Annotated in this window: 22 protein-coding genes; 14 read left to right on the top strand and 8 right to left on the bottom strand. The window is 59.5% G+C overall.

Annotated features, from left to right (window positions below; genetic code table 11):
- Positions 1–59 precede the first annotated feature (59 nt).
- Entirely contained in the window at positions 60–1,322 is a 1,263-nt protein-coding gene (locus RD1_RS00165; protein WP_011566398.1) for an FAD-dependent monooxygenase, read from the bottom strand.
- Between the two features lie 51 nt (positions 1,323–1,373).
- Between RD1_RS00165 and RD1_RS00160 the strand changes: the two genes are divergently transcribed.
- From RD1_RS00160 to RD1_RS00145, 4 genes are all read left to right on the top strand, one after another.
- Entirely contained in the window at positions 1,374–2,702 is a 1,329-nt protein-coding gene (locus RD1_RS00160; protein ID WP_011566397.1) for an amidase, read from the top strand.
- A 108-nt stretch (positions 2,703–2,810) separates the two neighbouring features.
- Positions 2,811–3,989: an aminotransferase class I/II-fold pyridoxal phosphate-dependent enzyme gene (locus RD1_RS00155; RefSeq protein WP_011566396.1), complete on the top strand. Its 1,179-nt coding sequence runs from the start codon at positions 2,811–2,813 to the stop codon at positions 3,987–3,989.
- A gap of 23 nt (positions 3,990–4,012) precedes the next feature.
- Entirely contained in the window at positions 4,013–6,811 is a 2,799-nt protein-coding gene (locus RD1_RS00150; RefSeq protein WP_044033288.1) for a DNA translocase FtsK 4TM domain-containing protein, read from the top strand.
- Between the two features lie 95 nt (positions 6,812–6,906).
- Entirely contained in the window at positions 6,907–7,509 is a 603-nt protein-coding gene (locus RD1_RS00145; RefSeq protein ID WP_050759035.1) for a LolA family protein, read from the top strand.
- 5 nt (positions 7,510–7,514) lie between these two features.
- Here RD1_RS00145 and RD1_RS00140 read toward each other — a convergent pair whose 3' ends face one another.
- On the bottom strand, positions 7,515–8,099 hold the full coding sequence (locus tag RD1_RS00140) for a hypothetical protein (RefSeq protein ID WP_011566393.1): 585 nt from the start codon (positions 8,097–8,099) through the stop codon (positions 7,515–7,517).
- Between the two features lie 70 nt (positions 8,100–8,169).
- Positions 8,170–9,051, bottom strand: a complete 882-nt coding sequence (locus RD1_RS00135) for an AEC family transporter (RefSeq protein WP_011566392.1) — start codon at positions 9,049–9,051, stop codon at positions 8,170–8,172.
- Positions 9,052–9,136: 85 nt separating this feature from the next.
- Here RD1_RS00135 and hspQ point away from each other — a divergent pair, with 85 nt between their 5' ends.
- The gene (hspQ, locus tag RD1_RS00130; RefSeq protein ID WP_011566391.1) at positions 9,137–9,463 is read left to right on the top strand and encodes a heat shock protein HspQ; all 327 of its coding nucleotides are present in this window, start codon (positions 9,137–9,139) and stop codon (positions 9,461–9,463) included.
- Between the two features lie 8 nt (positions 9,464–9,471).
- On the opposite strand, the gene ggt is transcribed toward hspQ, so the two are convergent.
- The 3 genes from ggt to RD1_RS00115 all read right to left on the bottom strand — a co-directional run bounded on the left by ggt (position 9,472) and on the right by RD1_RS00115 (position 12,123).
- Complete coding sequence (gene ggt, locus RD1_RS00125) at positions 9,472–11,049, bottom strand: gamma-glutamyltransferase (RefSeq protein ID WP_011566390.1); 1,578 nt, start codon at positions 11,047–11,049, stop codon at positions 9,472–9,474.
- Between the two features lie 262 nt (positions 11,050–11,311).
- A complete protein-coding gene (locus tag RD1_RS00120; RefSeq protein WP_011566389.1) occupies positions 11,312–11,758 on the bottom strand; it encodes an ATP-binding protein in 447 nt (148 codons plus the stop codon).
- An 11-nt stretch (positions 11,759–11,769) separates the two neighbouring features.
- Positions 11,770–12,123 carry an STAS domain-containing protein gene (locus RD1_RS00115; RefSeq protein WP_011566388.1) on the bottom strand — a complete coding sequence of 118 codons (354 nt, stop codon included), beginning with the start codon at positions 12,121–12,123 and terminating at the stop codon, positions 11,770–11,772.
- Positions 12,124–12,205: 82 nt separating this feature from the next.
- Between RD1_RS00115 and RD1_RS00110 the strand changes: the two genes are divergently transcribed.
- The 9 genes from RD1_RS00110 (at position 12,206) to RD1_RS00075 (ending at position 21,821) form a co-directional block, all read left to right on the top strand.
- Positions 12,206–13,378 carry a thiolase family protein gene (locus tag RD1_RS00110; protein ID WP_011566387.1) on the top strand — a complete coding sequence of 391 codons (1,173 nt, stop codon included), beginning with the start codon at positions 12,206–12,208 and terminating at the stop codon, positions 13,376–13,378.
- A 48-nt stretch (positions 13,379–13,426) separates the two neighbouring features.
- Positions 13,427–13,882 (top strand): GAF domain-containing protein, encoded by a 456-nt coding sequence (locus RD1_RS00105; protein ID WP_011566386.1) that lies wholly within the window; start codon positions 13,427–13,429, stop codon positions 13,880–13,882.
- Between the two features lie 119 nt (positions 13,883–14,001).
- Positions 14,002–14,574, top strand: coding sequence for a helix-turn-helix domain-containing protein (locus RD1_RS00100; RefSeq protein WP_011566384.1), 573 nt, complete (start codon positions 14,002–14,004; stop codon positions 14,572–14,574).
- Positions 14,574–15,194, top strand: a complete 621-nt coding sequence (locus RD1_RS00095) for a LysE family translocator (protein ID WP_044032849.1) — start codon at positions 14,574–14,576, stop codon at positions 15,192–15,194. The genes RD1_RS00100 and RD1_RS00095 overlap by 1 nt, the downstream gene beginning before the upstream one ends.
- Before the next feature lies 1 nt (position 15,195).
- Positions 15,196–15,327 carry a hypothetical protein gene (locus RD1_RS21360; protein WP_281259759.1) on the top strand — a complete coding sequence of 44 codons (132 nt, stop codon included), beginning with the start codon at positions 15,196–15,198 and terminating at the stop codon, positions 15,325–15,327.
- Position 15,328: 1 nt separating this feature from the next.
- On the top strand, positions 15,329–17,779 hold the full coding sequence (locus RD1_RS00090) for a GcvT family protein (protein ID WP_011566381.1): 2,451 nt from the start codon (positions 15,329–15,331) through the stop codon (positions 17,777–17,779).
- Positions 17,776–18,666 carry a homocysteine S-methyltransferase family protein gene (locus tag RD1_RS00085; protein ID WP_011566380.1) on the top strand — a complete coding sequence of 297 codons (891 nt, stop codon included), beginning with the start codon at positions 17,776–17,778 and terminating at the stop codon, positions 18,664–18,666. Before RD1_RS00090 ends, RD1_RS00085 begins: the two co-directional genes overlap by 4 nt.
- Before the next feature lie 29 nt (positions 18,667–18,695).
- A complete protein-coding gene (locus tag RD1_RS00080; protein WP_011566379.1) occupies positions 18,696–21,143 on the top strand; it encodes a GcvT family protein in 2,448 nt (815 codons plus the stop codon).
- A gap of 30 nt (positions 21,144–21,173) precedes the next feature.
- On the top strand, positions 21,174–21,821 hold the full coding sequence (locus RD1_RS00075) for an RluA family pseudouridine synthase (protein ID WP_011566378.1): 648 nt from the start codon (positions 21,174–21,176) through the stop codon (positions 21,819–21,821).
- A 99-nt stretch (positions 21,822–21,920) separates the two neighbouring features.
- Here RD1_RS00075 and RD1_RS00070 read toward each other — a convergent pair whose 3' ends face one another.
- Together RD1_RS00070 and RD1_RS00065 are read right to left on the bottom strand one after the other, a co-directional pair.
- Positions 21,921–23,900, bottom strand: coding sequence for an ABC transporter permease (locus tag RD1_RS00070; RefSeq protein ID WP_011566377.1), 1,980 nt, complete (start codon positions 23,898–23,900; stop codon positions 21,921–21,923).
- Positions 23,900–24,934, bottom strand: coding sequence for a quaternary amine ABC transporter ATP-binding protein (locus tag RD1_RS00065; protein WP_011566376.1), 1,035 nt, complete (start codon positions 24,932–24,934; stop codon positions 23,900–23,902). The genes RD1_RS00070 and RD1_RS00065 overlap by 1 nt, the downstream gene beginning before the upstream one ends.
- Positions 24,935–24,947: the final 13 nt, after the last annotated feature.

The following is a 24,947-nucleotide window of genomic DNA, read 5'->3' as shown; positions in this document are numbered from 1 at the left end:
CGCGTTGGCATCTTTGATTTCATGCGGCGTCAGGTGATTGATGTTTTTCGAATGACGCTTCAGAGCCTTTGACCTTTCAGCAGTTTGGGCAAGTCTCCGGTCAGACCGGCGGCTTCGCGGATGAAACTCCGACGCAAGGCGGGCATGTTTCCGACAATCCCCATGCCAATGTCGCGCACCGCCCGTAACACGGGGTTATCATTTGAAAACAGACGGTTGAACGTGTCGGTGGCCAGCGCCAGAGTGGTGTTATCAAACCGTCGCCATTCCTGATAGCGCGAAAGCACGCCCTCGGCGCCGATGTCTTCGCCGCGCCGTTTTGCATCCGTCACGACCTCGGCCAATGCGGCGATATCGCGAACGCCTGCGTTCAGTCCCTGACCTGCAATCGGGTGGACGCCATGGGCTGCGTCGCCGACCAGAACAACCCGGGGCGCGACCAGCGTATTCGCCAACGACAGCGACAAAGGGTAGGTGTAGCGCGTACCGACGCGCGTAATATCACCCAGAAAACTGCCGAACCTGGGTTTGAGCACGTCGATATAGGCCTCGTCCGGCATCTCGTTGATCAGTGCTGCGTTTTCGGCGGTTTCGCTCCAGACAATGGAGGAGCGGTTGCCCGTCAGGGGCAGGATCGCCAGCGGCCCCGGCGGCATAAAGAATTGATGTGCGACGCCGTGATGGGGCAATGCGTGTTCAACCGCGCAGACCAGTGCGGTCTGGCCATAGTCCCAGCCTGTGCGTTTGATCCCGGCGCGCATGGCCGTGCCGGACCCGCGCCCGTCGCACCCCACGAGCAACCTGCCCGTCAGGACGCGCCCGCTTGCCAGTGTCACCGATACGCTGCCTGCCTCTGCGGATTGTGAAACCACCGTTTCACCGTGCAGCGTCTGGATGTTTTCATGCGCGTCCGAGGCGCTGAGCAAGGCGGGCCTGAGGTGTCTGTCTTCGACCATATAGCCCATGGGGCCTTCTTCGATCTCGGCATGGTCGAAATGCATGAAAAAGGGCGATGGTCCCTCTCCCGCGCGGCCATCGGTAACCTTGATGTCGAGCATGGGTTGCGCATCAGGTTCGAGCGTTTCCCAGATACCAACGGCCTCAAGCAGCCGGGTGGAAGTCAGCGCCATGGCATAGCAGCGGCCATCAAAGCCGGGGCTTTTGCGACTGCCCAGCGGCACCGCGTCAATCATCGTCACGCTGTGCCCCGCCTGTGCAAGAGCAAGGGCAAGCGTCGGCCCGTTCAGCCCGCCCCCTACAATTAAAATGTCGCTGTCAAATGCCATGTGTCTGAATATGGCCGGGGCGGGGGGATTGTCCATGCGCGGTTGCGTCGCTACCGTCGCCAAAATCGAACGCTTATGGGGGATGGCATGCAGGCGTGGCTTAAATTGACAGCGGCGGATCTGGGCAGGGGGATCACCGCGGGGGAAATCGACCCGGTCGATCTGACGCAAACCTATCTGGATGCGATCAGCGTATATCCGTTGCGGGATCGAATCTACGCCCGTGTGACGCCAGAGCGTGCTTTGCACGAAGCGGCAGCAGCCCGGGGTCGTGCGCGCAGTGGTCAGCGGCGTTCGCCACTGGACGGTGTGCCGATCAGTTGGAAAGATCTGTTTGATTCCGCAGGCGTTGCCACAGAGGCCGGGTCGCTGCTGTTGAAAAACCGCGTCCCGGAACGTGACGCGAAAGTGCTGCAAAACGCGACCGCTGCCGGGCTTGTTTGTCTCGGCAAGACACATATGAGCGAGTTGGCGTTTTCCGGTCTGGGCTATAATCCCAGCACGGCGACGCCGCCCTGCATAAATGATGACGGTGCGGTGCCGGGCGGGTCTTCTTCCGGGGCGGCGGCCTCCGTGGCGTTCGATCTGGCCGCTGTGGGTGTTGGCTCTGATACCGGTGGTTCGGTGCGCATACCGGCGGCCTGGAACGATCTTGTGGGGCTCAAGACCACATCGGGGCGGTTGAGCAACGACGGTGTTGTCCCTCTGGCGGCCCGCTTTGATACGGTCGGCCCGCTGTGCCGTTCGGTCGAGGATGCAGCGCTGATGCTGGCGGTGCTGCAAGGGGGCAGGGCGGCGGATCTATCCGGCGCATCGCTTACGGGCAGGCGTTTGGCGGTGTTGAACACCGTTGCGATGGAAGATTTGCGCAGCGGTCCGGCAGAAGCGTTTTCCGCCGCCGTTTCCAAGCTGGAACTGGCGGGCGCGCAGGTTGAAGAAATCCATATCGACGCGGTAAACGATGCGATGGCGCTGACCACATGCCTTTACACCGCCGAGGCCTATGGGCTGTGGCGCGACGTGATCGAAGCGAACCCGGATGCGATGTATGAGGAGATCCTCAAGCGCTTTCGACTTGGCCAGAACCATTCCGGGCCGGATTATGTTGCCGCCTGGGCCGCACTTGAAGCGGCCCGCGTTTCTTACCATCAAGCAACGGCCGGGTTTGACGCTGTCATTTTACCGACAGCACCCATTTTGCCGCCGAATCTGAACAGGCTGAACACGGATCATGATTATTACGTCACAGAAAACCTGATGTCGCTGCGCAATACGCGCATTGGCAATCTGATGGGGCTTTGCGCGCTGAGCCTGCCAACGGATACGCCCAGTTGCGGGCTGATGCTGATGGCACCGCCGCACCGCGAGGAAGCGCTTTTGCGTCTGGGAACGGCGGCGGAACAGGCTTTGGCCTAAAAGACACAAACTGCGATAAAGCTGCGCGTTTTTGTGGACGCAGGGCGTCAGCTTGGCTACCTTAAGCGCAACGGGACGATAACGATCCCGACTGAGGCAGTTTTGATGATGTATCCAGAGCGGTTTTCGAACCTTCCGGCACATGCTTGGCCGCGCCTGCGCGCTCTTCTGGACGTGCATGAGGGCGGCGGCGTGCCTGTTCACATGACCATTGGTGAGCCGAAACACCTTTTCCCTCAGTGGGTTATGGAAGTCATCAACGAACATTCAGCCGGGTTCAACAGCTATCCGCCCAATGATGGCGCGCCTGAACTGCGCCAAGCCATCGCGAGCTTTGTGCAGCGTCGCTACGGCGTGCCCGTCGATGCGGACACGCAGGTCATGGCCCTCAACGGCACGCGGGAAGGGTTGTATAACGCGGTGATGGCCCTTTGTCCGGAGACGAAAAACGGACAACGCCCCGCAGTTTTGATGCCAAACCCGTTCTATCAGGTCTATATGATCGCCGCCCTGTCCGTCGGCGCGGACCCTGTCATGGTGCCTGCGACGATCGAAAACGGTCATCTGCCTGACTTTTCATCCCTGTCTGAGGAAACGCTGAACCGCACGACGGCAGCCTACATCTGCTCACCGGCCAACCCGCAAGGGGCGGTAGCGAGTGCAGAATACTGGCGTGACCTCATGGGGCTGGCCGAGCGATATGATTTCAAAGTCTTTGCCGACGAATGTTATTCCGAGATTTATCGCGGGGCGCCGCCCGTGGGGGCGTTGCAGGTGGCCCAAGACATCGGCGCAGACCCGGACCGCGTCGTGATTTTCCACTCCCTGTCCAAACGGTCGAACCTGCCGGGGCTGCGGTCCGGCTTTGTTGCCAGTGGGGCCAAGAATATCGCGGAAATCAAGCAACTGCGAAACTATGCGGGCGCGCCTTTGCCCTTGCCCTTGCAGATGGCAGCGGCGGCGGTGTGGAACGATGAAGCGCATGTGCACGAAAACCGCGCGCTTTATGTCGAAAAATACGAAATTGCAGACCGGATTTTGGGGAATGTGCCGGGCTATGCCAGCCCGGATGCCGGATTTTTCCTGTGGTTGCCGGTCGAAAACGACGAACGGGCGGCGGTGAAGCTCTGGCGCGAAACCGGTGTGCGGGTTTTGCCGGGCGGGTATCTGGCGCAGGACTGGGAGGGGGTAAACCCCGGCCAGGGGTATATTCGGGCCGCGATGGTGGCACCAAAAGCGGAAACTGAGCGGGGCATCCAGATGATCCGCGATTGTTTGTATCCGTGAAAAACATGAAGGGTAAAAAGGGTATGGCATTTCAGACACGCGGGCGCGATCCACTTTTCGACAGCAACATGGCGGAGGCGATGGAAAAGCGCGGGAAAGAACTGTTCGGGCTGGTGCTGATGGTTCTTGGTGCGATGGCCTGCGCGATGATTGCGTCCTACACGCCCGATGATCCCAATTGGATGGTGTCAACCGATGCGACGGTCCAGAACTGGATGGGGCGGATCGGGGCCTCGATTGCGGCACCGTTGTTCATGATTGTCGGCTGGGGGTCCTGGGGCATTGGCATCGTGCTGGTGGCATGGGGGCTGCGTTTTGCGCTGCACGCGGGGGCGGAGCGCGCCTTGGGCCGTCTGATCTTTGCCCCGATTGCGATCGCGCTGGGGTCGATCTATGCAGCGACGCTGACGCCCGCTGGCAATTGGCTTGATATTCACAGCTTCGGGCTGGGTGGGCTTTTTGGCGACACGGTCATGGGTGCGATTTTGACGCTGTTGCCGGTTGGTTCGACCGTCACTGTGAAACTGATGTCCTTGCTGATGGCCATTGGCATCATCGTGTTTGGCGGTTTTGTTCTGGGCTTCACGCGTGCTGAGGTGGCCCGGATCGGACGTTTTCTGCTGATGGGCCTTGTCATGCTTTATGCCGGTGTCATGACCCTGCTGGGGCGCAGTGCACAGGGTGCCGTTTCCACCGCGCAGGAGCTTGCGGCGCGGCGCGCGGAACGCCGGGCGCAGGCAGAGGAAATGGCCGCACTCGCGCAGACCGAAGTCGCGCCCTTGCCGGATAACATGATGTTTGAAACAGCGGAGACCCAGCCGAAAACCGGCTTGTTCGCCCGCATGCCGAGCCTTGTGCGTCGACCGGACGCAATGCCCGAACCGGAGTTGGTCGCACAGCCCGACGCACCCGATGTCGAAGAGGGCCCGGGCGAGGACAGAATAAAGGCGCGCATCGCGGATGTGATCAAATCCCGCGTGCGCTCAAGCACGGCGGTGCATGTCCCGGCGACGGCCCCGTTGACGCGTGGTCGGGGGCGTGGGCCGGATCCGCTGGTGCTGGATACAACGCCGGTCGTGCGGCCCGAACCTCCGCTCACCGCGCGCCATGCGAAGCCACCCGCGCCGGAAATAGAAGTAGAAGACACCGCATCATTTGATATGCCAGAGCCCCGCGTTGACGAGGTTATCGAAATTCCGCGTCCCGCCCCGCGCCGCGTTGTGCAGCAGCCGGTCCGCAAACCGGTGCAGCCTTCTCGCCGTGCGCAGGCCGAAGCGCAGCCAACGCTGTCCTTTGATGACACGCACCCCGGTTTCGAACTGCCGCCGCTGAACCTGCTGGAAAATCCGATAGATGTGCCGCGCCTGCACCTTAGCGATGAAGCGCTTGAGGAAAACGCGCGCATGCTGGAATCCGTTCTGGATGACTATGGCGTAAAGGGCGAAATTGTTGCCGTGCGCCCCGGCCCCGTCGTGACCATGTACGAACTGGAGCCTGCACCGGGCCTCAAGGCAAGCCGGGTCATCGGTCTGGCCGATGATATCGCGCGGTCCATGGCGGCCCTTTCCGCGCGGGTGTCGACCGTGCCGGGCCGGTCGGTGATCGGGATCGAATTGCCCAATGATACCCGCGAAAAGGTCGTCTTGCGCGAAATCCTGTCCGCCCGTGATTTTGGCGATACGAACATGCGCCTGCCGCTTGCCCTGGGCAAGGATATCGGCGGCGATCCGATTGTGGCGAACCTTGCCAAAATGCCCCACCTTTTGATTGCCGGGACCACGGGGTCGGGTAAATCGGTTGCGATCAATACGATGATCCTGTCGTTGCTCTATAAGCTCACGCCACAGGAATGTCGGATGATCATGATTGATCCCAAAATGCTGGAACTGAGCGTTTACGACGGCATCCCGCATCTGCTGTCGCCTGTTGTGACCGACCCGAAAAAGGCGGTTGTCGCCCTGAAATGGGTGGTCGGTGAAATGGAAGAACGCTATCGCAAGATGTCGAAAATGGGTGTGCGCAACATTGAAGGCTATAACGGCCGTGTGCGCGAGGCGCTCAGCAAGGGCGAGATGTTCAGCCGCACGGTGCAGACCGGGTTTGACGAGGAAACCGGCGAGCCGATCTTTGAGACCGAAGAAAACACGCCCGTGGCGCTGCCCTATATTGTCGTTATCGTTGATGAGATGGCGGACCTGATGATGGTGGCCGGCAAGGAAATTGAAGCCTGCATTCAGCGTCTGGCGCAGATGGCGCGCGCCTCGGGCATTCACCTGATCATGGCGACGCAACGCCCCTCGGTGGACGTGATCACGGGTACGATCAAGGCGAACTTCCCCACGCGGATTTCCTTTCAGGTGACGTCGAAAATCGACAGCCGGACGATCCTCGGGGAGATGGGCGCGGAGCAGCTTTTGGGCATGGGGGACATGCTTTATATGGCGGGCGGGGCCAAGATCACGCGCTGCCACGGTCCTTTCGTGTCGGACGAAGAGGTCGAGGAAATCGTCAATCACCTCAAGGCCTACGGTGAACCTGACTACGTTAATGGTGTGGTTGAGGGGCCCTCCGAGGATGCCGAAAGCAACATCGACGCGGTGCTGGGTCTGGGCGGAAACACCGATGGTGAAGACGCGCTTTATGACACAGCGGTGCAGGTGGTCCTGAAGGATCGCAAATGTTCGACCAGCTATATCCAGCGCAAACTCGCCATCGGCTATAACAAAGCCGCCCGGCTGGTGGAGCAGATGGAAGATCAGGGGCTCGTCTCGCCTGCGAACCACGTCGGCAAACGCGAGATTCTCGTACCTGAGCAGGGATAACGGGCAAAAAAGTGCTTCGTTTGATGCGGTGATATCGCATAACGGGCCGATGTCGCCTATGTGACGGTTAGGTTCGACTATCGGAGGATGTTTCCTTGAGCTTTTTACCGCGCGCCCTGCTGGCTGCATGTCTGACGTTGATCCCCGTGGCGTCCGCCGCGGCAGAACAGTTGAAGCTGGCGGAGATATCCGCCTATCTCAACAGTCTTGAAACGCTCAAGGGCACCTTCCGGCAGATCAATGATGATGGGTCCGTCAGCACCGGGCAGCTGTACATCCGCCGCCCCGGTCGGATGCGGTTTGAATACGACCCGCCCGAACAGGCGCTGGTGATTGCGGCGGCCTCTGCGGTGGTGATCATTGACCGCAAATCCAACCAACCGTCGGAAACATATCCGCTGAGCCGCACGCCGCTGTCGCTGCTGTTGGGCCGTGATATTGATTTGACGCGGGCCGCGATGGTGCGCAATGCGCGCTTTGACGGGACTGCGACGATCGTGACCGCCGAAGACCCCGACAACCTCGAAAACGGCTTTCTGGAGATGTATTTCACCGATCAACCCACGCGCCTTGAGCAATGGGTCATTCATGATGCCTCAGGCGCACAGACGCGGGTCATATTGGACGCATTCGAGACGGGCATGGAGCTGCCCAACTCTCTTTTCGATGCGGATCGCGAGAAAGGCCGCGACCGCTGATGTGATCAGCGCAGGTTACAGGTGGCCAGTTGCGCCTGATAAAGATCGGCGCGCGCATCCACCTTGTCGGCCACATTCAAAAGCCAGGATTTGCGGTTGTAGGATCCACGCGCATAGCCTGTGTGCCCTTCGTGATAGGCAAGGTACTGGTTGCGCGCATCATGCAAGGGGATGCCGTTACGCTGCTGGCTGATGTTCATGTACCAGCCCATGAAATCGGAGGCGTCGCGGATACGATCCCGGCGCGCCAGACGCTTGCCCGTGGCGCGCTGGTAATCCGACCATGTGCCATCCAGCGCTTGCGAATAGCCATATGCGCTGGAAACGCGGCCCATCGGAATGACGCCCAGAGCGTATTTATGCGGCGTCTTTGCATTGCCGATAAACCGGCTTTCCTGATGCATCGTTGCCATTTGCACATGCACCGGTACGCCCCATTTTTGCTGGGTCCGCTGAAACGCACGCATGTATTCAGGGCGCTGTTCGGCAATGCTGCACGCATCGTTCAGATTACGCGGAGCCGTAGAGGACACCCCCCCGCAGGAGGCGACCAACAGTAAAATTGCCATAGCGCGAAGAGTTCTGCTCATCTGCCTCTCGCTTTTATTTTTGTTTTTTATTGCAGTAGCGCAAATCTTCGCCAAGGGGAAATCACGTTTTCTACAACAAAAAGCCCAGCAACAGAGGCAAGGCAGCAACAGACATCAGGGTTGAAGCCACAACGAGGCCCGCAACCTCTTCGGCATCCGCGCCGTATTTTTCCGCCAGCATGTAAGAGGTGACCGCCACCGGTGTTGCTACCTGCAGGACCAGCACGCCCAAGGCAATGCGATCAAGTTCAAACGCATCCCCGATGTACCACGCGACGCCCGTGCAGATCACCAGTTTAACTGCGCTTAAAGCCGTTGCGCGCAAGATCCCCCCCGGTTTCAGCCGCGCAATGGCGACCCCAAGGGTGATGAGCATCAGCGGAATTGCCATCTGCCCGATGAGGTCGAGCGTATTTGTCACAAAGGGCGGGGTTTGCCAGCCCTGCCACAAAAAGATCGCGCCCAGAATGGTGCCTGCGACCATGGGTTCACGGACCACCTTGCCGAACGATCCGGCACCCGCGACGAGCCAGACGCCAAAGGTGAAAGACCAGACGGCCATGATGCCGAACACGATGATGGCATAGCCCAGCCCCGTTTCGCCATAGGCGAAAAACGCCAGTGGCAACCCGATGTTACCGGTATTGCCGAACATGAGGGGCGCGGCAAATGTCTGGCGGTTGAGCCTGAGCACAAAAACCAGCGCAAGGATTGCGACTGTGACGACGCCATAGGCCCCGATGGCGGCCAGTGACAGGGCGGTCAAGTCTTCTGGTGCGATCTGTGTTTCCATCAGGGAGACGAAAATCAGGCAGGGCACCGAGAGCGTCATGGCAAGCTGTGTGACGAACCTGATGCGGTATTCATTGCCCAGTTTGACCCAGACAAATCCGATGGCTGCCAACAGAAACACCGGCGCTACGATTTCGAGCACTGTCAGTGCGAGGTTCACAAACTGTTTCCTTACTTTTGCCGACCAAGTATTGGACAAACACCGCCCGATGCGTCTACTAACGGAACCGAGGGGCTGCAATGCTATGATTAAAACGCGCGCAAAATATCACCTGGGTCAGATCGTCCGCCACAAGAAACATCCCTTTCGCGGGGTGATCTTTGATGTAGACCCCGAGTTTTCAAACACCGAAGAATGGTATGAAGCGATTCCCGAAGACAGCCGTCCGGTGAAAGAGCAGCCGTATTATCACCTGCTGGCCGAAAACGAGCAGAGCTATTACGTCGCCTATGTCTCGGAGCAGAACCTGATCGCGGATTATTCAGGCGAACCGGTGGATCACCCCGATATCCCCGATCTGTTCGGCCCGCTACAGGATGGCAGCTATCCGTTGCATTTTCAGCTCAACTGAGCGCTTGATCAGTAGCCCAGGGCGCAGCCATCTTTGCGCGGATCACTCGCGCCCTCAAGAACGCCATTGTCATGCATCATGATCGCCTGTGCCCCGCCGATTGCCGTCTGGGGTATGCTCACCGAGTGACCCAGATCGGTCAGTTCCTGGCGCACTGCATCACTATAGCCCCGTTCAACCTGCATATTGCCCATGTCGGAAAAGGCGCGCGGTGCATCAATGGTCGCTTGCGGGTCCATGCCAAAGTCGGTGAGGTTGGTTACAAACCGCGCATGTCCGTTCGGCTGGTAGGCCCCGCCCATGACGCCGAACGGCATGATCACCTTGCCGTTCTTGCGCAGCATCGCAGGGATAATGGTGTGCATCGGACGCTTGCCGCCCTTGAGCTCATTCGGGTGCCCCTGTTCGAGCGTAAATCCCGCCCCGCGGTTCTGTAACAGAATCCCGAATTTATCAGAGGCGATGCCCGAGCCGAAATCCTTGAAGATTGAATAGATCAGCGACACGGCCATTCCATCGCGGTCCACGGTGGAAATATAGACGGTGTCCTTGTGGACCATTTCCGTCAACGGGGCGGCCGCTGGCATCGCTTTGCCCGGATCAATCATCGCGGCCAGTTTTTTGGCAAGCGACATATCCAGCATATGCGCCAGCCGCGTGGTATGATCGGCATCCGCAAGGAAACGGTTGCGGGCATCATAGGCCAGTTTCGCCGCCTCTGCCTCGATATGTGCGCGTTGGGTGCCAAAAGGCGCCATCGACGCTAGGTCAAACTGCGCGAGGATGTTGAGCATCAGGATCGCGGTAGCCCCTTGACCGTTGGGGGGATGTTCAACGATGTCGATGTCCTTGTAGGTGCCGAAGATTGGCGTGGTCTCGTCACAGGCTGCGGCCGCGAAATCATCCAATGTGTGCACACCGCCCGCTGCCTGAAGAGTGGCCACCATGTCTTCGGCAATTTCGCCGGTGTAAAAAGCCGACGCGCCTTGTTCGGCGATGCGGCGCAAGACCTCCGCCTGACCGGGGGCGCGGAAGATATCACCGGTTTTCAGGAGTTTTCCGTCGATCAGGTATTGTTCCCGCGCACTGCCTTGCAGGTTGTGGCCATAGTTTTCCCAGTCAAAGGCCACGCGAGGTGCGACCGGGATACCTTCCTGGGCGTATTTGATCGAGGGCGCCAGCAGCCTGTCGAGACCGAGGGTGCCGACTGTTTCCGCCAGATGGGCAAAAGCGGCAACCGCTGTGGGAATGGTCACGGCATGGGCCGAAAAGGATGGAACGGTGGTTTCGCCGGCCTCGCGCAGATCATGCGCATCCAAAGCTGCGGGCGCGCGTCCTGATCCGTTCAACGCACGCACATTCTGGCGATCACGATCAGACCAAAGAACAAAGCAATCACCGCCAATACCCGTCATCGCCGGTTCGCACAGGCCCAGCAGGACAGCGCCCGCGATGGCGGCATCCATCGCATTGCCGCCTTGTTGCAGAACATCAACCGCGGTTTTTGCAGCCAGCGGATGTGATGTGGCACACATGCCGTTGCTGGCAAGAACCGGGGAACGGCCGGGAAGGTGAAAATCGCGCATGTGAGGGCCTTTGGTCATGATAATTCTGCGCGTAAACTAGCGACTTCGGGATGGAAGTCCACGACCCATGACGGGATAAATCAGTGTTCTCAAAGGGGAGTCCCCGACGCTGCGTATTGGGTGGGGGCTGTTACACGCAGCGTCGAGGGAAGCTATTTGCAGCTACGCGTTTCAGAGTGATGCTGAAAAAAGGCAGGAATATGTCCAAAACGGGGCCGTTTGAGGAAGGCGCCGTGAAAAAGGGATGCCGTTGGTGAAAACGTTATGACGTGCCTACTGCGAGGCGCATGTTCAGGTGGTTTTCATGCCCGACACGCGCATACCGGACGTCTTTTGCAAGATGTGAAATGAGAAACCATCCAAATCCGCCCTCTGGCATGTCTTCCAATTCCACATCGAGGGGCGTCAGTTCGCCCAGAGGCATTTTGCCATCCGGCATTGCATGTCCTTCATCCTTGATCTTCAGGATCAGACCGTCTTGGCGGTGTGCGCACTCGATCGCGATGGGGCCGGAGGGTTGTGACGGCGGGTAGGCATGTTCAACGATGTTGTTCAATACCTCGGCCAGTACCAGTTCGATGGTGCCGGATTCTTCAACGTCCAGTTTCAGAGGGCGCAATGCATCAAGAAACTCGCGCAGAGCTTCTCTTGCTGCGTATTGTCCGCTTTCGACGCAGACTCTAAATGGACGGAGTTGTTCCGATTCCATTTACTCGCTCCTTATTGGCACGTCTGTTGCGGCTTTAATTCAGCCAAAGCGCCTTCCAAGGTCGGAAAGACACTAAAGACCGAGTCCATTCGTGTCAGGGTAAACACACGCTCAACCGTTGGTGTTAGGCCCGCAAGCGCCATTTTCCGGTCCTTGCCCATATGCTTCATCGCGGCCACGATGGCACCTAACCCGCTGGAATCAATGAATTCGACACGGCTCAGGTCCAGAACGACAAGGTCCGGCCCGTCATCAGTTTCCACGCGCATTGCATCTTTGAACTCAATTGCAACAGCAGCATCGATGCGCGTATCCTGAACGGACACGATCCGCAATTGCTCTTCTGTTTTGCTTGCAAGTTCCATCGTATACTCCGACATAAACATGGGAAACGGTCTTACCCGGTAAGTCTTACGATTTCATTTAGGTATTCGGAGTTAACGAAGCATGACAGATGTTTTGATCTTGGGCGCGGCGCGCACACCAATGGGTGGGTTTCAGGGCGCGCTGTCCTCTTTCAGCGCGGCACAGCTTGGCGGTGTGGCCTTGAAATCGGCGCTGCAGGATGCTGGCGTTTCATCGGTTGATGAAGTTCTGATGGGCTGCGTATTGCCGGCGGGGCAGGGGCAGGCACCGGCCCGGCAAGCGGGTTTTGCCGCTGGTCTGGATGAAACCGTACCGGCCACCACGCTGAACAAGATGTGTGGGTCCGGCATGAAAGCGGCCATGATTGCCTTTGATCAAATCGCGTTGGGGCAGGCCGGTCTGGTCGCGGCGGGCGGGATGGAGAGCATGAGCAACGCCCCCTATCTGCTGCATAAAATGCGCTCTGGCGCGCGTTTGGGGCACAGTGAAGTGATTGATCACATGTTTCTGGATGGGTTGGAAGACGCCTATGACAAGGGGCGGCTGATGGGCACTTTTGCCGAAGACTGTGCCGAGATGTTTCAGTTCAGCCGGCAGGCGCAGGATGCATATGCACTGGCATCCTTGTCCCGCGCGGTGGAGGCGCAGAAGTCCGGCGCCTTTGACGGCGAAATAACGCCGGTTGACGTGGTGTCGCGCAAGGGCACGATCAAGGTCAGCGCGGATGAACAGCCGGGGGCAGCAAGGCCGGATAAAATCCCGCAGCTCAAGCCCGCGTTTCGCGAAGGCGGCACGGTTACTGCGGCGAATGCCTCGTCCATTTCGGATGGCGCGGCGGCGCTGGTCTTGGCCTCAGGTGCTTATGCCGCATCAAAAAACCTGACCGCGCGTGCGCGCATTGTTGGCCATGCAACCCACGCACAGACACCGGGTTTGTTTACGACTGCCCCGGTTCCGGCCGCCCGGAAACTTTTGGAAAAGACAGGCTGGGACAAGGGCAGCGTTGATCTGTGGGAGGTGAACGAAGCCTTCGCGGTTGTGCCGCTCGCCTTCATGCATGAAATGGCTCTTGATCACGAAGTCGTAAACGTGAACGGCGGTGCCTGTGCGCTGGGGCATCCGATTGGCGCATCGGGCGCGCGGATCATGGTGACCTTGCTGAATGCGATGGAAAAGCGCGATGTCAAACGGGGTGTCGCTGCGATCTGTATTGGGGGGGGCGAGGCGACTGCCATTGCGATTGAACGCGGCTAAGCCATTTGTTTTGTTAACAAACAGATTTCTATTCCGGAGCGCAGACGCGTGAAAACCGATTACCCAACCCTCGCCAAAACCATCGCTGCCCTGACCGAGGGAGAGACCGATGTTATTGCCCTGATGGCCACGGTGGCCTGCGAAATCCATCACTGCGATGACCGTTTCGACTGGACTGGGTTTTACCGGGTGACGGGGCCGCAAATGCTCAAGATCGGGCCTTATCAAGGGGGTCATGGTTGTCTGGTCATCCCTTTTTCGCGCGGCGTTTGCGGGGCTGCCGCAAGGACGCGCGAAATACAGCTTATTGAAGACGTCGATGCCTTTCCGGGTCACATCGCCTGCGCCTCGAGCACGCGGTCCGAACTCGTGCTGCCGGTCGAAAACGCGCGTGGCGCGTTGCTGGGTGTATTTGATATCGACAGCGACCAGCCCGCTGCATTCGAGCAGCGCGATGCGGATGAGATCGACGATATTCTGAAGGCTGTTTTCGGTCGGTTGTAACGTCCGGAGGCAAGAGATGTTCAATCGGGCGGAAAAAACGCACCCTGCGGCGTGAAAAATGTCTGGATTTTTTCATTCAACTCAGGCACCGTGAAATTCGAAGGAGAATTTTCACGCCCATGCACCACAGCTTGCCAGACGAACCACAGACTTTGGGGGCCGATCTGCGGGCCCTGCGCAAAGCGCGCGGGCTGACGCTGGCGGATCTGGCGGAGCGATTGGGGCGTTCTGTCGGCTGGCTCAGTCAGGTGGAGCGGGACAAATCCGACCCGTCGATTTCCGACCTGCGCGCGATTGCCAAGGTGCTTGAGGTTTCAATCTCGATGCTGTTTCGCCACGCGCCGGCGACCGCGACCGAGGCGGGCTATATCGTGCGTGCCGCTGCGCGCCGCCCGATGGGCTCGAAAACCGAGGGGTTGGTCGAAGAGCTGTTGTCGCCTGACCTCACGGATGATTTCGAGATGGTGCATTCCACCTTTGAACCGGGCAGCCGCGTCAGTGAGATGGTCACCCGCCCCACGCAAGAAGTCGCCTATCTGCTCTCCGGCACCTTGCAGATCGAGATCAACGATACCGTCCACACGATCTACCCCGGTGACAGTTTTCGCATTCGCGGCGAAGCCTTCCGTTGGTCAAACCCCTACGCAGAGCCGGCAGTGGCGATCTGGGTCATCGCGCCGCCGGTTTATTGATGGGGTTTGAGGCATGGACGATATTCGCGCTGTTCTGGATTGTCTTTGTCACAACGCCGGGTCCCAATGCGGTGAATTGCATCCAAAACGGCATATACCTCGGGTTTGGCCGCGCGATGATCGGGGTGCTGGCGATCCTGACGCAAGCGACGCTGTTCCTGATCCTCTCCGCCTTTGGCATCACGGCGCTGATTGCGGCATCACCCGCTGGGTTTTTCGCGGCCAAGATGATCGGTGCGGGGTTTTTGATCTACCTTGGGGTGCGCGGCTGGATGCAGGCGCGCACCCCGGTGACGATCAGCGCAAAACCAGCAAAATCCATCTACTTTCAGGCGCTCGCCATCGCCACCATCAACCCCAAGAGCGTTGCAGGTTACCTCGCGGCCTTTTCGCAGTTCGTGCAAGCGGATGTGCCGATTTGGGAGCAGATGATCGTCATCGTGCCAACCGCGCTGACGCTGACCGCGCTCAGCTACACCGGCTTTTGTGCGCTTGGCGCAGGGCTTGGGCGGGCCGCGCTGGATGCGGTTTTCAGCGTTTGGCTGCGGCGCATTCTGGCGTCCTGCTTCGTGATCTACGGTCTGTTGCTTGGCCTTTCCAATGCGCCGGGGCGCAACTGACATGACATCAAACGTCACCACGCCTAACCCGAATACGCCACCCGCCGGTTTTGATCGCGAAACACATCGCTTTGCCGTCGGCAAAGGGGGCTATGACAAGACTACGGACTTTGTCCCACAAGAGGAGAAGTGAAATGGCTGAATTTCCAACAACAGCGCGCGTCGTGATTATTGGCGGGGGCGTGGTGGGCACCTCGACCCTTTATCATCTGGCCAAGGCCGGGTGGAAAGACTGCGTATTGCTTGAAAAGAACGAGTTGACCGCCGGGTCGACATGGCATGCGGCGGGTAACGTGCCGAATTTCGCCGGGTCGTGGGCAGTGATGAACATGCAGCGCTATTCGGCGGCCATGTATCGGACGCTGGGTGACGACGTGGATTACCCGATGAACTACCATGTCACCGGGGCTGTGCGTCTGGCGCATTCCAAGGAACGGATGCAGGAGTTCGAGAAAGTTGCCGGCATGGGGCGCGCACAGGGTCTGCAGATGGACATCTGCACACCTGAGGAATTGCAGCAGTATAACCCCTTCATGGAAACGCATGATCTTGCGGGGGGCATGTGGGATCCGTTGGATGGTGATATTGACCCCGCACAACTGACGCAGGCGCTGGCCAAGGGCGCGCGGCAGGCAGGCGGGCGGATTGAACGGTTCTGCCCGGTCATTGGGATGGACCGGGATGGCGACGAATGGATCGTGAAAACCGAAAAAGGCGATATTCGCTGCGAAAAGGTCGTCAATTGTGCGGGCTATTACGCGCAGCGCGTGGGCGAGATGTTCAAACCCTTCGGCGGGCGCACTGTGCCGATGGTGGTCATGAGCCATCAGTATTTCCTGACCGAACCGATCCCCGAGCTGGAAGCCTGGACCAAGGAAAACGGCAAAAAGGTCGCGATGATCCGCGATGTGGATACGTCCTATTACCTGCGGCAGGAAAAGACGGGTCTGAACCTCGGCCCTTATGAGCGCAACTGCAAGGCGCATTGGGTCACGCCGGAGGATCCCATGCCGGAGGATTTCTCGTTCCAGCTTTACCCGGATGATCTGGAGCGGCTGGAGTATTATATCGAAGATGCGATGGCACGGTTGCCACTTTTGGGCACATCCGGCGTGGGGCGCAACATCAACGGGCCTATTCCCTATGCGCCCGATGGTTTGCCGATGATCGGCCCGATGCCGGGGGTCAGGAACGCCTTTGAAGGGCACAGCTTTACCTTCGGGATCGCGCAGGGCGGCGGGGCCGGCAAGGTGCTGTCGGAATGGATCATGCACGGCGAGACGGAACTGGACATGTGGGCCGTCGATCCGCGCCGCTACACCGATTATGCGGATCACGACTATTGCCTGAGCAAGGCGCTTGAAACCTATGGCCATGAATACGCGATGCATTTCCCGCGCCACGAATGGCCTGCGGGACGGGACAAGAAACTGTCTCCGGTGGATGAGAAGATCCGTGCGCTTGGCGGCCAGATGGGCGCATTCAATGGCTGGGAGCGGGCGAACTGGTTTGCCAAACCGGGCGATGATACATCCGAGGAGTCGACCCAGACATGGGACCGCAACGGGCCATGGGCCGCACGCATCAAGGAAGAGGTCGAGGCCGTGCGCGATGGCGTCGGCGTGCTGGACCTGCCGGGGTTTTCGCGCTTCAAGGTGGCAGGACCGGGGGCAGATGAATGGCTGCGTGGCCTGACCACGGGATCGTTGCCCAGGATTGGCCGCGTTGGTCTGCTCTATTTTGCGGACAGCCGGGGGCGCATCCTGACCGAAATGTCCGTGACGCGCGAGGCGGAGGACCGTTTTGTTCTTGTGACGGCCGCATCGGCGCAATGGCACGACCGCGAATGGCTCGAAGCGCAAATGCCGGACAACTGTGCCTTTACGCTTGAAGACTGGACCGACCGGATGTCGACCCTGATCGTGACGGGCCCGGAGGCGCGCGCCCTTCTGGGCAAGCTGTGCGACGCCGATCTGACCCTGCCGTGGCTCAGCTTTCAGGAGACCGAGGTTGCAGGCGGATGGGCGGCCCTGCTGCGCGTGTCCTTTGCGGGGGAGCTTGGCTGGGAAGTGCACGCCGAAAACGCGGATATCCCGGCGATGTATGACGCCATCCTTGATGCGGGGGCTGTGCCTTTCGGGATGTATGCGCTGAACTCCATGCGGATCGAAAAGGGATACCGCGCGTGGAAAGGTGATTTGTCGTCGGATTATTCGCTGCTCGAAGGCGGGCTGGAACGGTTCATCCGCTTTGACAAACCACAGGATTTTCCCGGCAAGGCGGCCTTGCTGAACGAAAAACAGCAGGGCGTGAAAAAGCAATTCGTCACGCTGGTGGTGGATGCCGGTGCACAGGATGCGCCCTATATGGCGCCGCTGTTTCACGGGGATGAGGTCGTCGGCGAGACGACTTCGGGCGATTGGGGCTACCGTGTGAACAAGTCCATCGCGCTTGGCATGCTGCGCAAGGATTTGACCGAACCGGGCACCGAGATCGAGGTTGAAATCTATGGTCAACGCCGCAGGGCAACGGTGCAGGCAGATCAGCCGCTTTGGGATCCGCAAAACGAGAGGATCCGTGCGTGACGCAGATTACCCTCTTGGATGGTGGCATGGGGCAGGAATTGGTGCACCGTGCGGGGGACAAGCCCACGCCACTGTGGTCAGCGCAGGTGATGGTGGATCACCCCGGTCTGGTCGAAGCGGTGCACGCGGATTACTTTGCCGCCGGTGCGACGGTCGCCACGACGAATTCATATGCAATCCACCATGACCGGCTGGAAGGCACCGGTATGGAGGACGCGTTTGAGGATCTGTATCAGCGCGCCCTGAGCGAAGCGTCCGCGGCGCGCGCGACACATGGCTCTGGCCGTATCGCCGGAGCGCTGGGGCCGCTGGTGGCGAGCTATCGTCCTGACCTCCACCCCTCCCGTGAGGTTGCTGTGCCGCTCTTTGTCGAGGCTGCGGCGCTGCTTGCACCTGAGTGTGATCTGCTCATCCTTGAGACGGTCGCTTCGGTTGCCCATGCGCGTGACGCTCTTGAAGGGGCGCGCAGCACAAACCTGCCCGTTTGGCTGTCACTGACAGTTTCGGACAGTGACGGGATGCAGTTGCGTTCAGGCGAACCGCTTGAGGACGCGCTGGAGGTTGCCGCAAATGCGGATGCCGTGCTCGTCAACTGCTCAGCTCCCGAGGCAGTCACCAAGGCGATGCCGATCCTCGCGCAAAGCGGAAAACCGTTTGGCGGCTATGCCAATGGCTTCGTGCAAATTTCCGAAGACTTCCTGAAAGAAAAACCAACCGTGGACACGCTCGAAACGCGCCGCGATATGGGGCCGCGCGCCTATGCCGGCTATGTCATGGAATGGGTTTCCGCCGGGGCCACCATCGTCGGCGGCTGCTGCGAGGTCGGCCCAAAACACATCGCGGAACTCAAAAAGCGGCTGCTGGCAGCCGGACATACCCTCGTTTGAGGGCAGGTTTTTCTGAACGGAGACCTCTTATGGCACTTCCTCCTTCGCACGCACGGGTCGTTATTATCGGTGGCGGCGTCATCGGTTGTTCTGTCGCCTACCACCTGATCAAACAGGGCTGGAGCGATGTTGTCTTGCTGGAACGCAAACAGCTGACGTCCGGGACGACCTGGCACGCGGCCGGATTGATCGCGCAACTGCGCGCCACGGCGAATATGACGAAACTGGCGAAATACAGTCAGGAGTTATACGGCAATTTAGAGGCGGAAACGGGCGTTGCGACAGGGTTCAAGCGCTGTGGGTCAATCACCGTTGCGCTGACCGAGGAGCGCCGCGAAGAGATCTACCGTCAGGCGGCCATGGCGCGTGCCTTTGGCGTCGATGTCGAGGAAATCTCCGCGCAGGAGGTCAAGGCGCGGTACGAACATCTCAACATCAGCGATGTGACCGGTGCGGTCTATCTCGACAAGGACGGGCAGGGCGATCCGGCCAATATCGCGCTGGCGCTGGCCAAGGGCGCGCGGCAAGGCGGCGCAAAGGTGCTGGAGCGCACATGCGTCACCGGCATCACCTGCGAGGGGCGGCGCGCTACCGGCGTGGATTGGACGCAGGGTACGCAGACGGGTCACATCACGGCGGATATGGTGGTCAATTGTGGCGGTATGTGGGGGCATGAAGTGGGTCGCATGGCGGGTGTCAACGTACCGCTGCATGCCTGCGAGCACTTTTACATTGTCACCGAGGCCATCGCCGGTTTGACCCAGCTTCCGGTGCTGCGCGTGCCTGATGAATGCGCCTATTACAAGGAAGACGCAGGCAAAATGCTGCTGGGCGCGTTTGAACCAAACGCCAAACCCTGGGCGATGAAGGGTATTCCTGCTGATTTCGAATTCGACCAGCTGCCCGAAGACTTCGACCACTTTGAACCGATCCTTGAGGCAGCGGTAGAGCGCATGCCAATGCTGGCGGAAGCGGGCATTCACACGTTTTTCAACGGCCCCGAAAGTTTCACGCCGGATGATGCCTATCACCTTGGCCTTGCGCCGGAGATGGATAATTTCTGGGTTGCCGCCGGATTTAACTCGATCGGTATCCAATCCGCTGGCGGGGCGGGGATGGCGCTTGCGCAATGGATGGAGGCGGGCGAAAAACCGTTTGATCTGGGCGATGTTGACATCAGCCGCATGCAGCCATTCCAAGGCAACAAGACCTATCTGTTCGAGCGATCAAAAGAAACGCTGGGGCTGCTTTACGCAGATCATTTCCCGTTCCGGCAAAAGGCGACGGCGCGCGGGGTGCGGCGCACACCTTTTCACGACCACCTGATCCGGCATGGTGCCGTGATGGGGGAACTGGCCGGTTGGGAGCGTGCCAATTGGTTCGCGGTCAATAACCAGAAACCGGAATATGAATACACATGGAAGCGGCAGAACTTCTTTGTCAATGTCGCCGAGGAAGTCGCGGCAGTCCGCACGAATGTGGGCATGTATGACATGTCGTCCTTTGGCAAGATCCGCGTGGAAGGTCGCGATGCGGTGGCCTTCATGAACCATGTGGGCGGCGGGCAATTTGATGTGCCGGTCGGCAAGATCGTCTATACGCAATTCCTCAACCACAAAGGTGGGATCGAGGCGGATGTTACCGTTACGCGCCTGTCGGAAACGGCGTTTCTGGTCGTCACTCCGGCGGCAACCCGTTTGGCGGATCAGACGTGGATGATGCGCCATCGCGGGGATTTCAACGTTGTGGTCACGGATGTCACAGCTGGCGAGGGTGTGTTGGCCATCATGGGGCCGAACGCGCGCAAACTGTTGCAAGAGGTCTCGCCGGCGGATTTCTCGAACGCGGTGAACCCTTTCGGGACCGCGCAGGAGATTGAGCTGGGCATGGGGCTGGCCCGTGTTCACCGCGTGACCTATGTGGGCGAGCTGGGCTGGGAGGTCTATGTCTCGTCGGATATGGCCGCGCATGCCTTTGAAGTGCTGCATGAGGCAGGGCAGGACCTCGGGGTCAAGCTGTGTGGCATGCATATGATGGATTGTGCGCGGATGGAAAAAGGCTTCCGCCATTTCGGGCATGATATCACTTGCGAGGATCATGTGCTGGAGGCGGGGCTTGGGTTTGCGGTCAAAACGGACAAGCCTGATTTCATCGGTCGTGATGCCGTCCTGCGCAAGAAGGACACCGGGCTTGAAAGCCGCTTGGTGCAATTCAAGCTGAAAGATCCCGAACCGCTGCTCTATCACAATGAACCTGTCCTGCGAAACGGTGAGATCGTCGGTTTTCTCAGTTCCGGTGCCTATGGTCATCATCTGGGGGGCGCGATGGGGCTGGGGTATGTGCCTTGTGCCGGGGAAACCGCGGCCGAGGTGCTTGCCTCCGACTATGAGGTGGATGTGGCAGGCGTGCGCGTGGCGGCCGACGTCTCGCTGCAGCCGATGTATGATCCGAAATCCGAACGGGTCAAGGCGGGTTGAAAAGAGCGGGGCGATCTGCGAGCAGGGCGCATGGATGAGACATACGCGCCCCCGCAAACCCCTTTGACGGTACTGCATGAAGACGCCGAAGTGCTGCTGGTGGATAAACCGGCGGGGCTTTTGTCTGTGCCCGGCAAGGGGCCGCATCTGGCCGATTGCCTGTTGGCGCGCGTACAGGCGATGTTTGCTGATGCGCTGCTGGTGCATCGGCTGGACCGCGACACCTCAGGTGTGATGATCTTTGCCTTGACGCCGCATGCGCAACGGCACCTGGGGTTGCAGTTTGAAAAGCGCATGACCCGGAAAACATATGTCGCGCGGGTCTGGGGTGTGCCGTGCGATAAAACGGGCACCGTTGATCTGCCGCTGATCGTGGATTGGCCGAACCGGCCCCGGCAGATGGTCTGCCATGAGACAGGAAAACCCGCGCAAACCGAATGGCGCGTTCTGAAAGACGACGGTCAGACCGCGCGCATGCGCCTGCATCCGCACACGGGGCGCAGCCACCAGTTGCGGGTGCATATGCGCGCCCTTGGCCATCCGATATTGGGTGATCCGTTTTATGCGACGGGGCCCGCGCGCGATTACCCGCGGCTGATGCTGCACTCCGAAGAGTTGCGGTTTAAACATCCGCAGGGTGGGCGTTCTATGAAGGTGCGCGCAACCGCCCCCTTTTAGGGCGCCTGACGAAATACCTGAAACATCAAGTATCACCCACCGCGTTGAAACCCTTGGTTTCGGAATGCGGTGGGTGAGGCAGCTGTTTCGCAGGACGCTTTAACGCGCCAGCCCCAGTTTCGCTTTCTTCTCCTGTGCCCACTTCATGACAATCATGTCGAAGGTCAGCGCCATCAGCGAAACGCAAAGGCCCAGAACGAGGTTCTTGCCCAGATAGGCCCCGGCCAGCGTGCGTTGCAGTTCCTGGCCCAGATCCTGCGTGCCGATGAAGGCCGCGATGATGACCATGAAGAATGCGAACATGATCGCCTGATTAAAGCCCACGGCCATCGTCGGCAGCGCCAGCGGCAGTTGCACCTGCCACAGCTTTTGCAGCTTGGTTGCGCCCGACATGTCGGCGGCTTCCATCATTTCGGCGGGTACGCTGCGCAAACCTTCGATGGTATAGCGCACCAGTGGCACCATGGCGAAGATCAGGATCGACATGACAACCGAGGTGGCCGTGATGCCGAACAGCATGATCGCCGGGATCAGGTAGATGAAGCTGGGGAAGGTCTGCGCTGTATCACAGACCAGCAACATCCGCCGGGCGGTGGTTTCGCGCCGTGCCGCAAGGATGCCCACCGGAATGCCGATGATCAGCGCCAGCGATACAGCAGCAATCACGGAATAGAGCGTGATCACTGATCTGTCCCACCAGCCGCTGAGCGCGACAAGGCTGAAGAAGACTGCCGCCAGAACCGCCTGACGCGGCCCGGCGATCACCAGCCCGGCGGCAACCACCAGAATGATGAACGCACTTGTCGGGATGCTGAGCAGGAAGTCGCGGAACGGGTTGAGGATCCAGACGTTCAGCACGTAGCGCATGGCGTCGGTCGATGCTTTCACCCAATCCAGCGCAAGGTAGGCTTTGATCAACTGGTCAATCTCGCGGCCCTGTGACAGCGATTGCCGCCGCCCGACTTCTGCAAGGATGGGAACCAGCTGCGCGAGTGCGAAGAACAGCGCAAAGCCCACGGCACCGGCAACCAGATATTTGTGCCGGATGTAGAAAGGTGTGCCACGATCAAAGTGTTCGGGCAGTTTCGCAACCCATGCTTTGGACAGGCGATCAAGTGTGATCGCGACCAGCACGATGGTGACGCCGATCTCGAATGCGCGGCCGATCTTGAAGCTGCCGAGCATCTGCAAGAGTTTTGCGCCAAGTCCCGGCATCCCGATAAAGGCTGTCAGAACGACCATTGCCAGACAGAGCATGATGACCTGGTTCACGCCGACGAGGATCTCGGTGCGGGCCGACGGAAGGTAGACATGCCGCATCATCTGAAAGCGCGTGCAACCACTCATCTTGCCCGCCTCGACAACTTCGGAGGATACCTTTTGCAGGCCGAGCGTCGTCATCAGGATCATCGGGGGGATGGCGAAAACCGTCGTGGCCACCGCCGCCGCCGTCGGGCCGACCTTGAAGAAGATCACCGCCGGAAGCAGGTAGGTGAAAAACGGCAGAGTCTGCATGACCGACAGGAACGGCAGCAGCGCGCGATTGAACGACGGGGATTTCCACGCATAGATACCGACCAGCAGACCGATCATAAAAGCAAGGGGCGCTGAGATAACCAGCACCGACATGGTTTCCATGGCGATTTCCCACTGGCCGATCATCGCGGTCCAGACACAGGTGCCCCCCGCCAGAGCCGCCAGCCGCCAGCCACCAAGATAATAGCCAAGCACGGTCGTTGCCGCTGCGATCGCGCTCCATGGAATGGGGTCGATGAAGGGCCAGCGACGTTTGCCATAAAGCAGGTTCGCGGTCACATCGAGCACCGCTTCAAGCCCTCCGGTCAGAAACCGCGTCAGGGCGAGCAGGCCAAGGTCGTCTTTGACAAAGTTGAAAATCGCATCAAGCCATGTCTCAAAGGGCGGGATCACCGCTTCGGGCAGCCGGTGCAGCCACGCTGGCAAGAGACCCGCGTAGTGCAGCAAGGTCAGTGCGACGGCGAAAAGAAAGAGCCCCAACCCCAAAGTGCGCGATGACAGTGGCGTTGTCTGGCTTTCGGTGTTTGTTGCAACAATCGCCATCAGTTCGCCTGCAACAGGATATCAAGCGCATCTTTACGCGCCATGGCACCAATGGGCCCGGTTTCATCGGCGACCGGGATCACGTCCCGCGCGTCATCAATCAGCATTTTCGCCAGTTCCTGAATGGTGGCCGAGGCCTTGACCGGTTCACCGCTGCCGGTGAGGTCGGGTTTGATCAACCCGGCGGCATGCACGACGCGTGCCTTGTCGATCTCCTGTGTGAACTTTGCCACATAGTCGGTGGCCGGGTTGAGCACGATCTGATCGGGCGTGTCGCATTGTTCGATGGCGCCGTCTTTCATGATGGCGATGCGGTCGGCAAGGCGCAGGGCCTCGTCGAAGTCATGTGTGATAAAGACGATGGTCTTGCCCAGCATGGCGCGAAGGCGAATGAATTCGTCCTGCATTTCACGGCGGATCAACGGGTCAAGCGCCGAGAAAGGTTCATCGAGGAACCAGATGTCTGGCTCGATGGCGAGGCTGCGCGCGATGCCGACGCGCTGTTGCTGACCGCCAGAGAGTTCGCGGGGGAAATATTCTTCGCGGCCTTCCAGACCAACGAGCTTGATCACCTCAAGCGCGCGTTCGCGGCGCGTGTGGCGGTCCTGTCCGCGCATTTCAAGCGGGAAAGATACGTTTTCGAGCACGGTCCGGTGCGGCAGCAGGCCAAAGGACTGGAACACCATACCCATCTTGTTGCGGCGCAGCTCGATCAGTTGTTTCTCGGACAGGTCTCCGATGACCTGATCATCAACCGTGATCGTACCGGCGGTGATTTCATGCAGCCGTGACAGGCAGCGCACCAGCGTCGATTTGCCGGACCCGGACAACCCCATGATGACCAACAGTTCGCCGCGTGACACATCGACGGACACGTCGCGCACGCCTGCGATGTAGCCATCGGCACGTATGTCGTCAAAGCTTCGGCCAGCGGTCATTGTCTTGAGGTAGGCTTCGGGATTATTGCCAAACACCTTCCAGACATTCTTGGCCGAAATGACGATGTCGCTGGCCACGTTCATTGAATCTTTCATGTGAAATCCCCGA

Origin of the sequence: Roseobacter denitrificans OCh 114 (assembly GCF_000014045.1) — a bacterium.
Lineage (GTDB): Bacteria > Pseudomonadota > Alphaproteobacteria > Rhodobacterales > Rhodobacteraceae > Roseobacter > Roseobacter denitrificans.
This window is presented reverse-complemented; position numbering and strand designations above follow the sequence as displayed.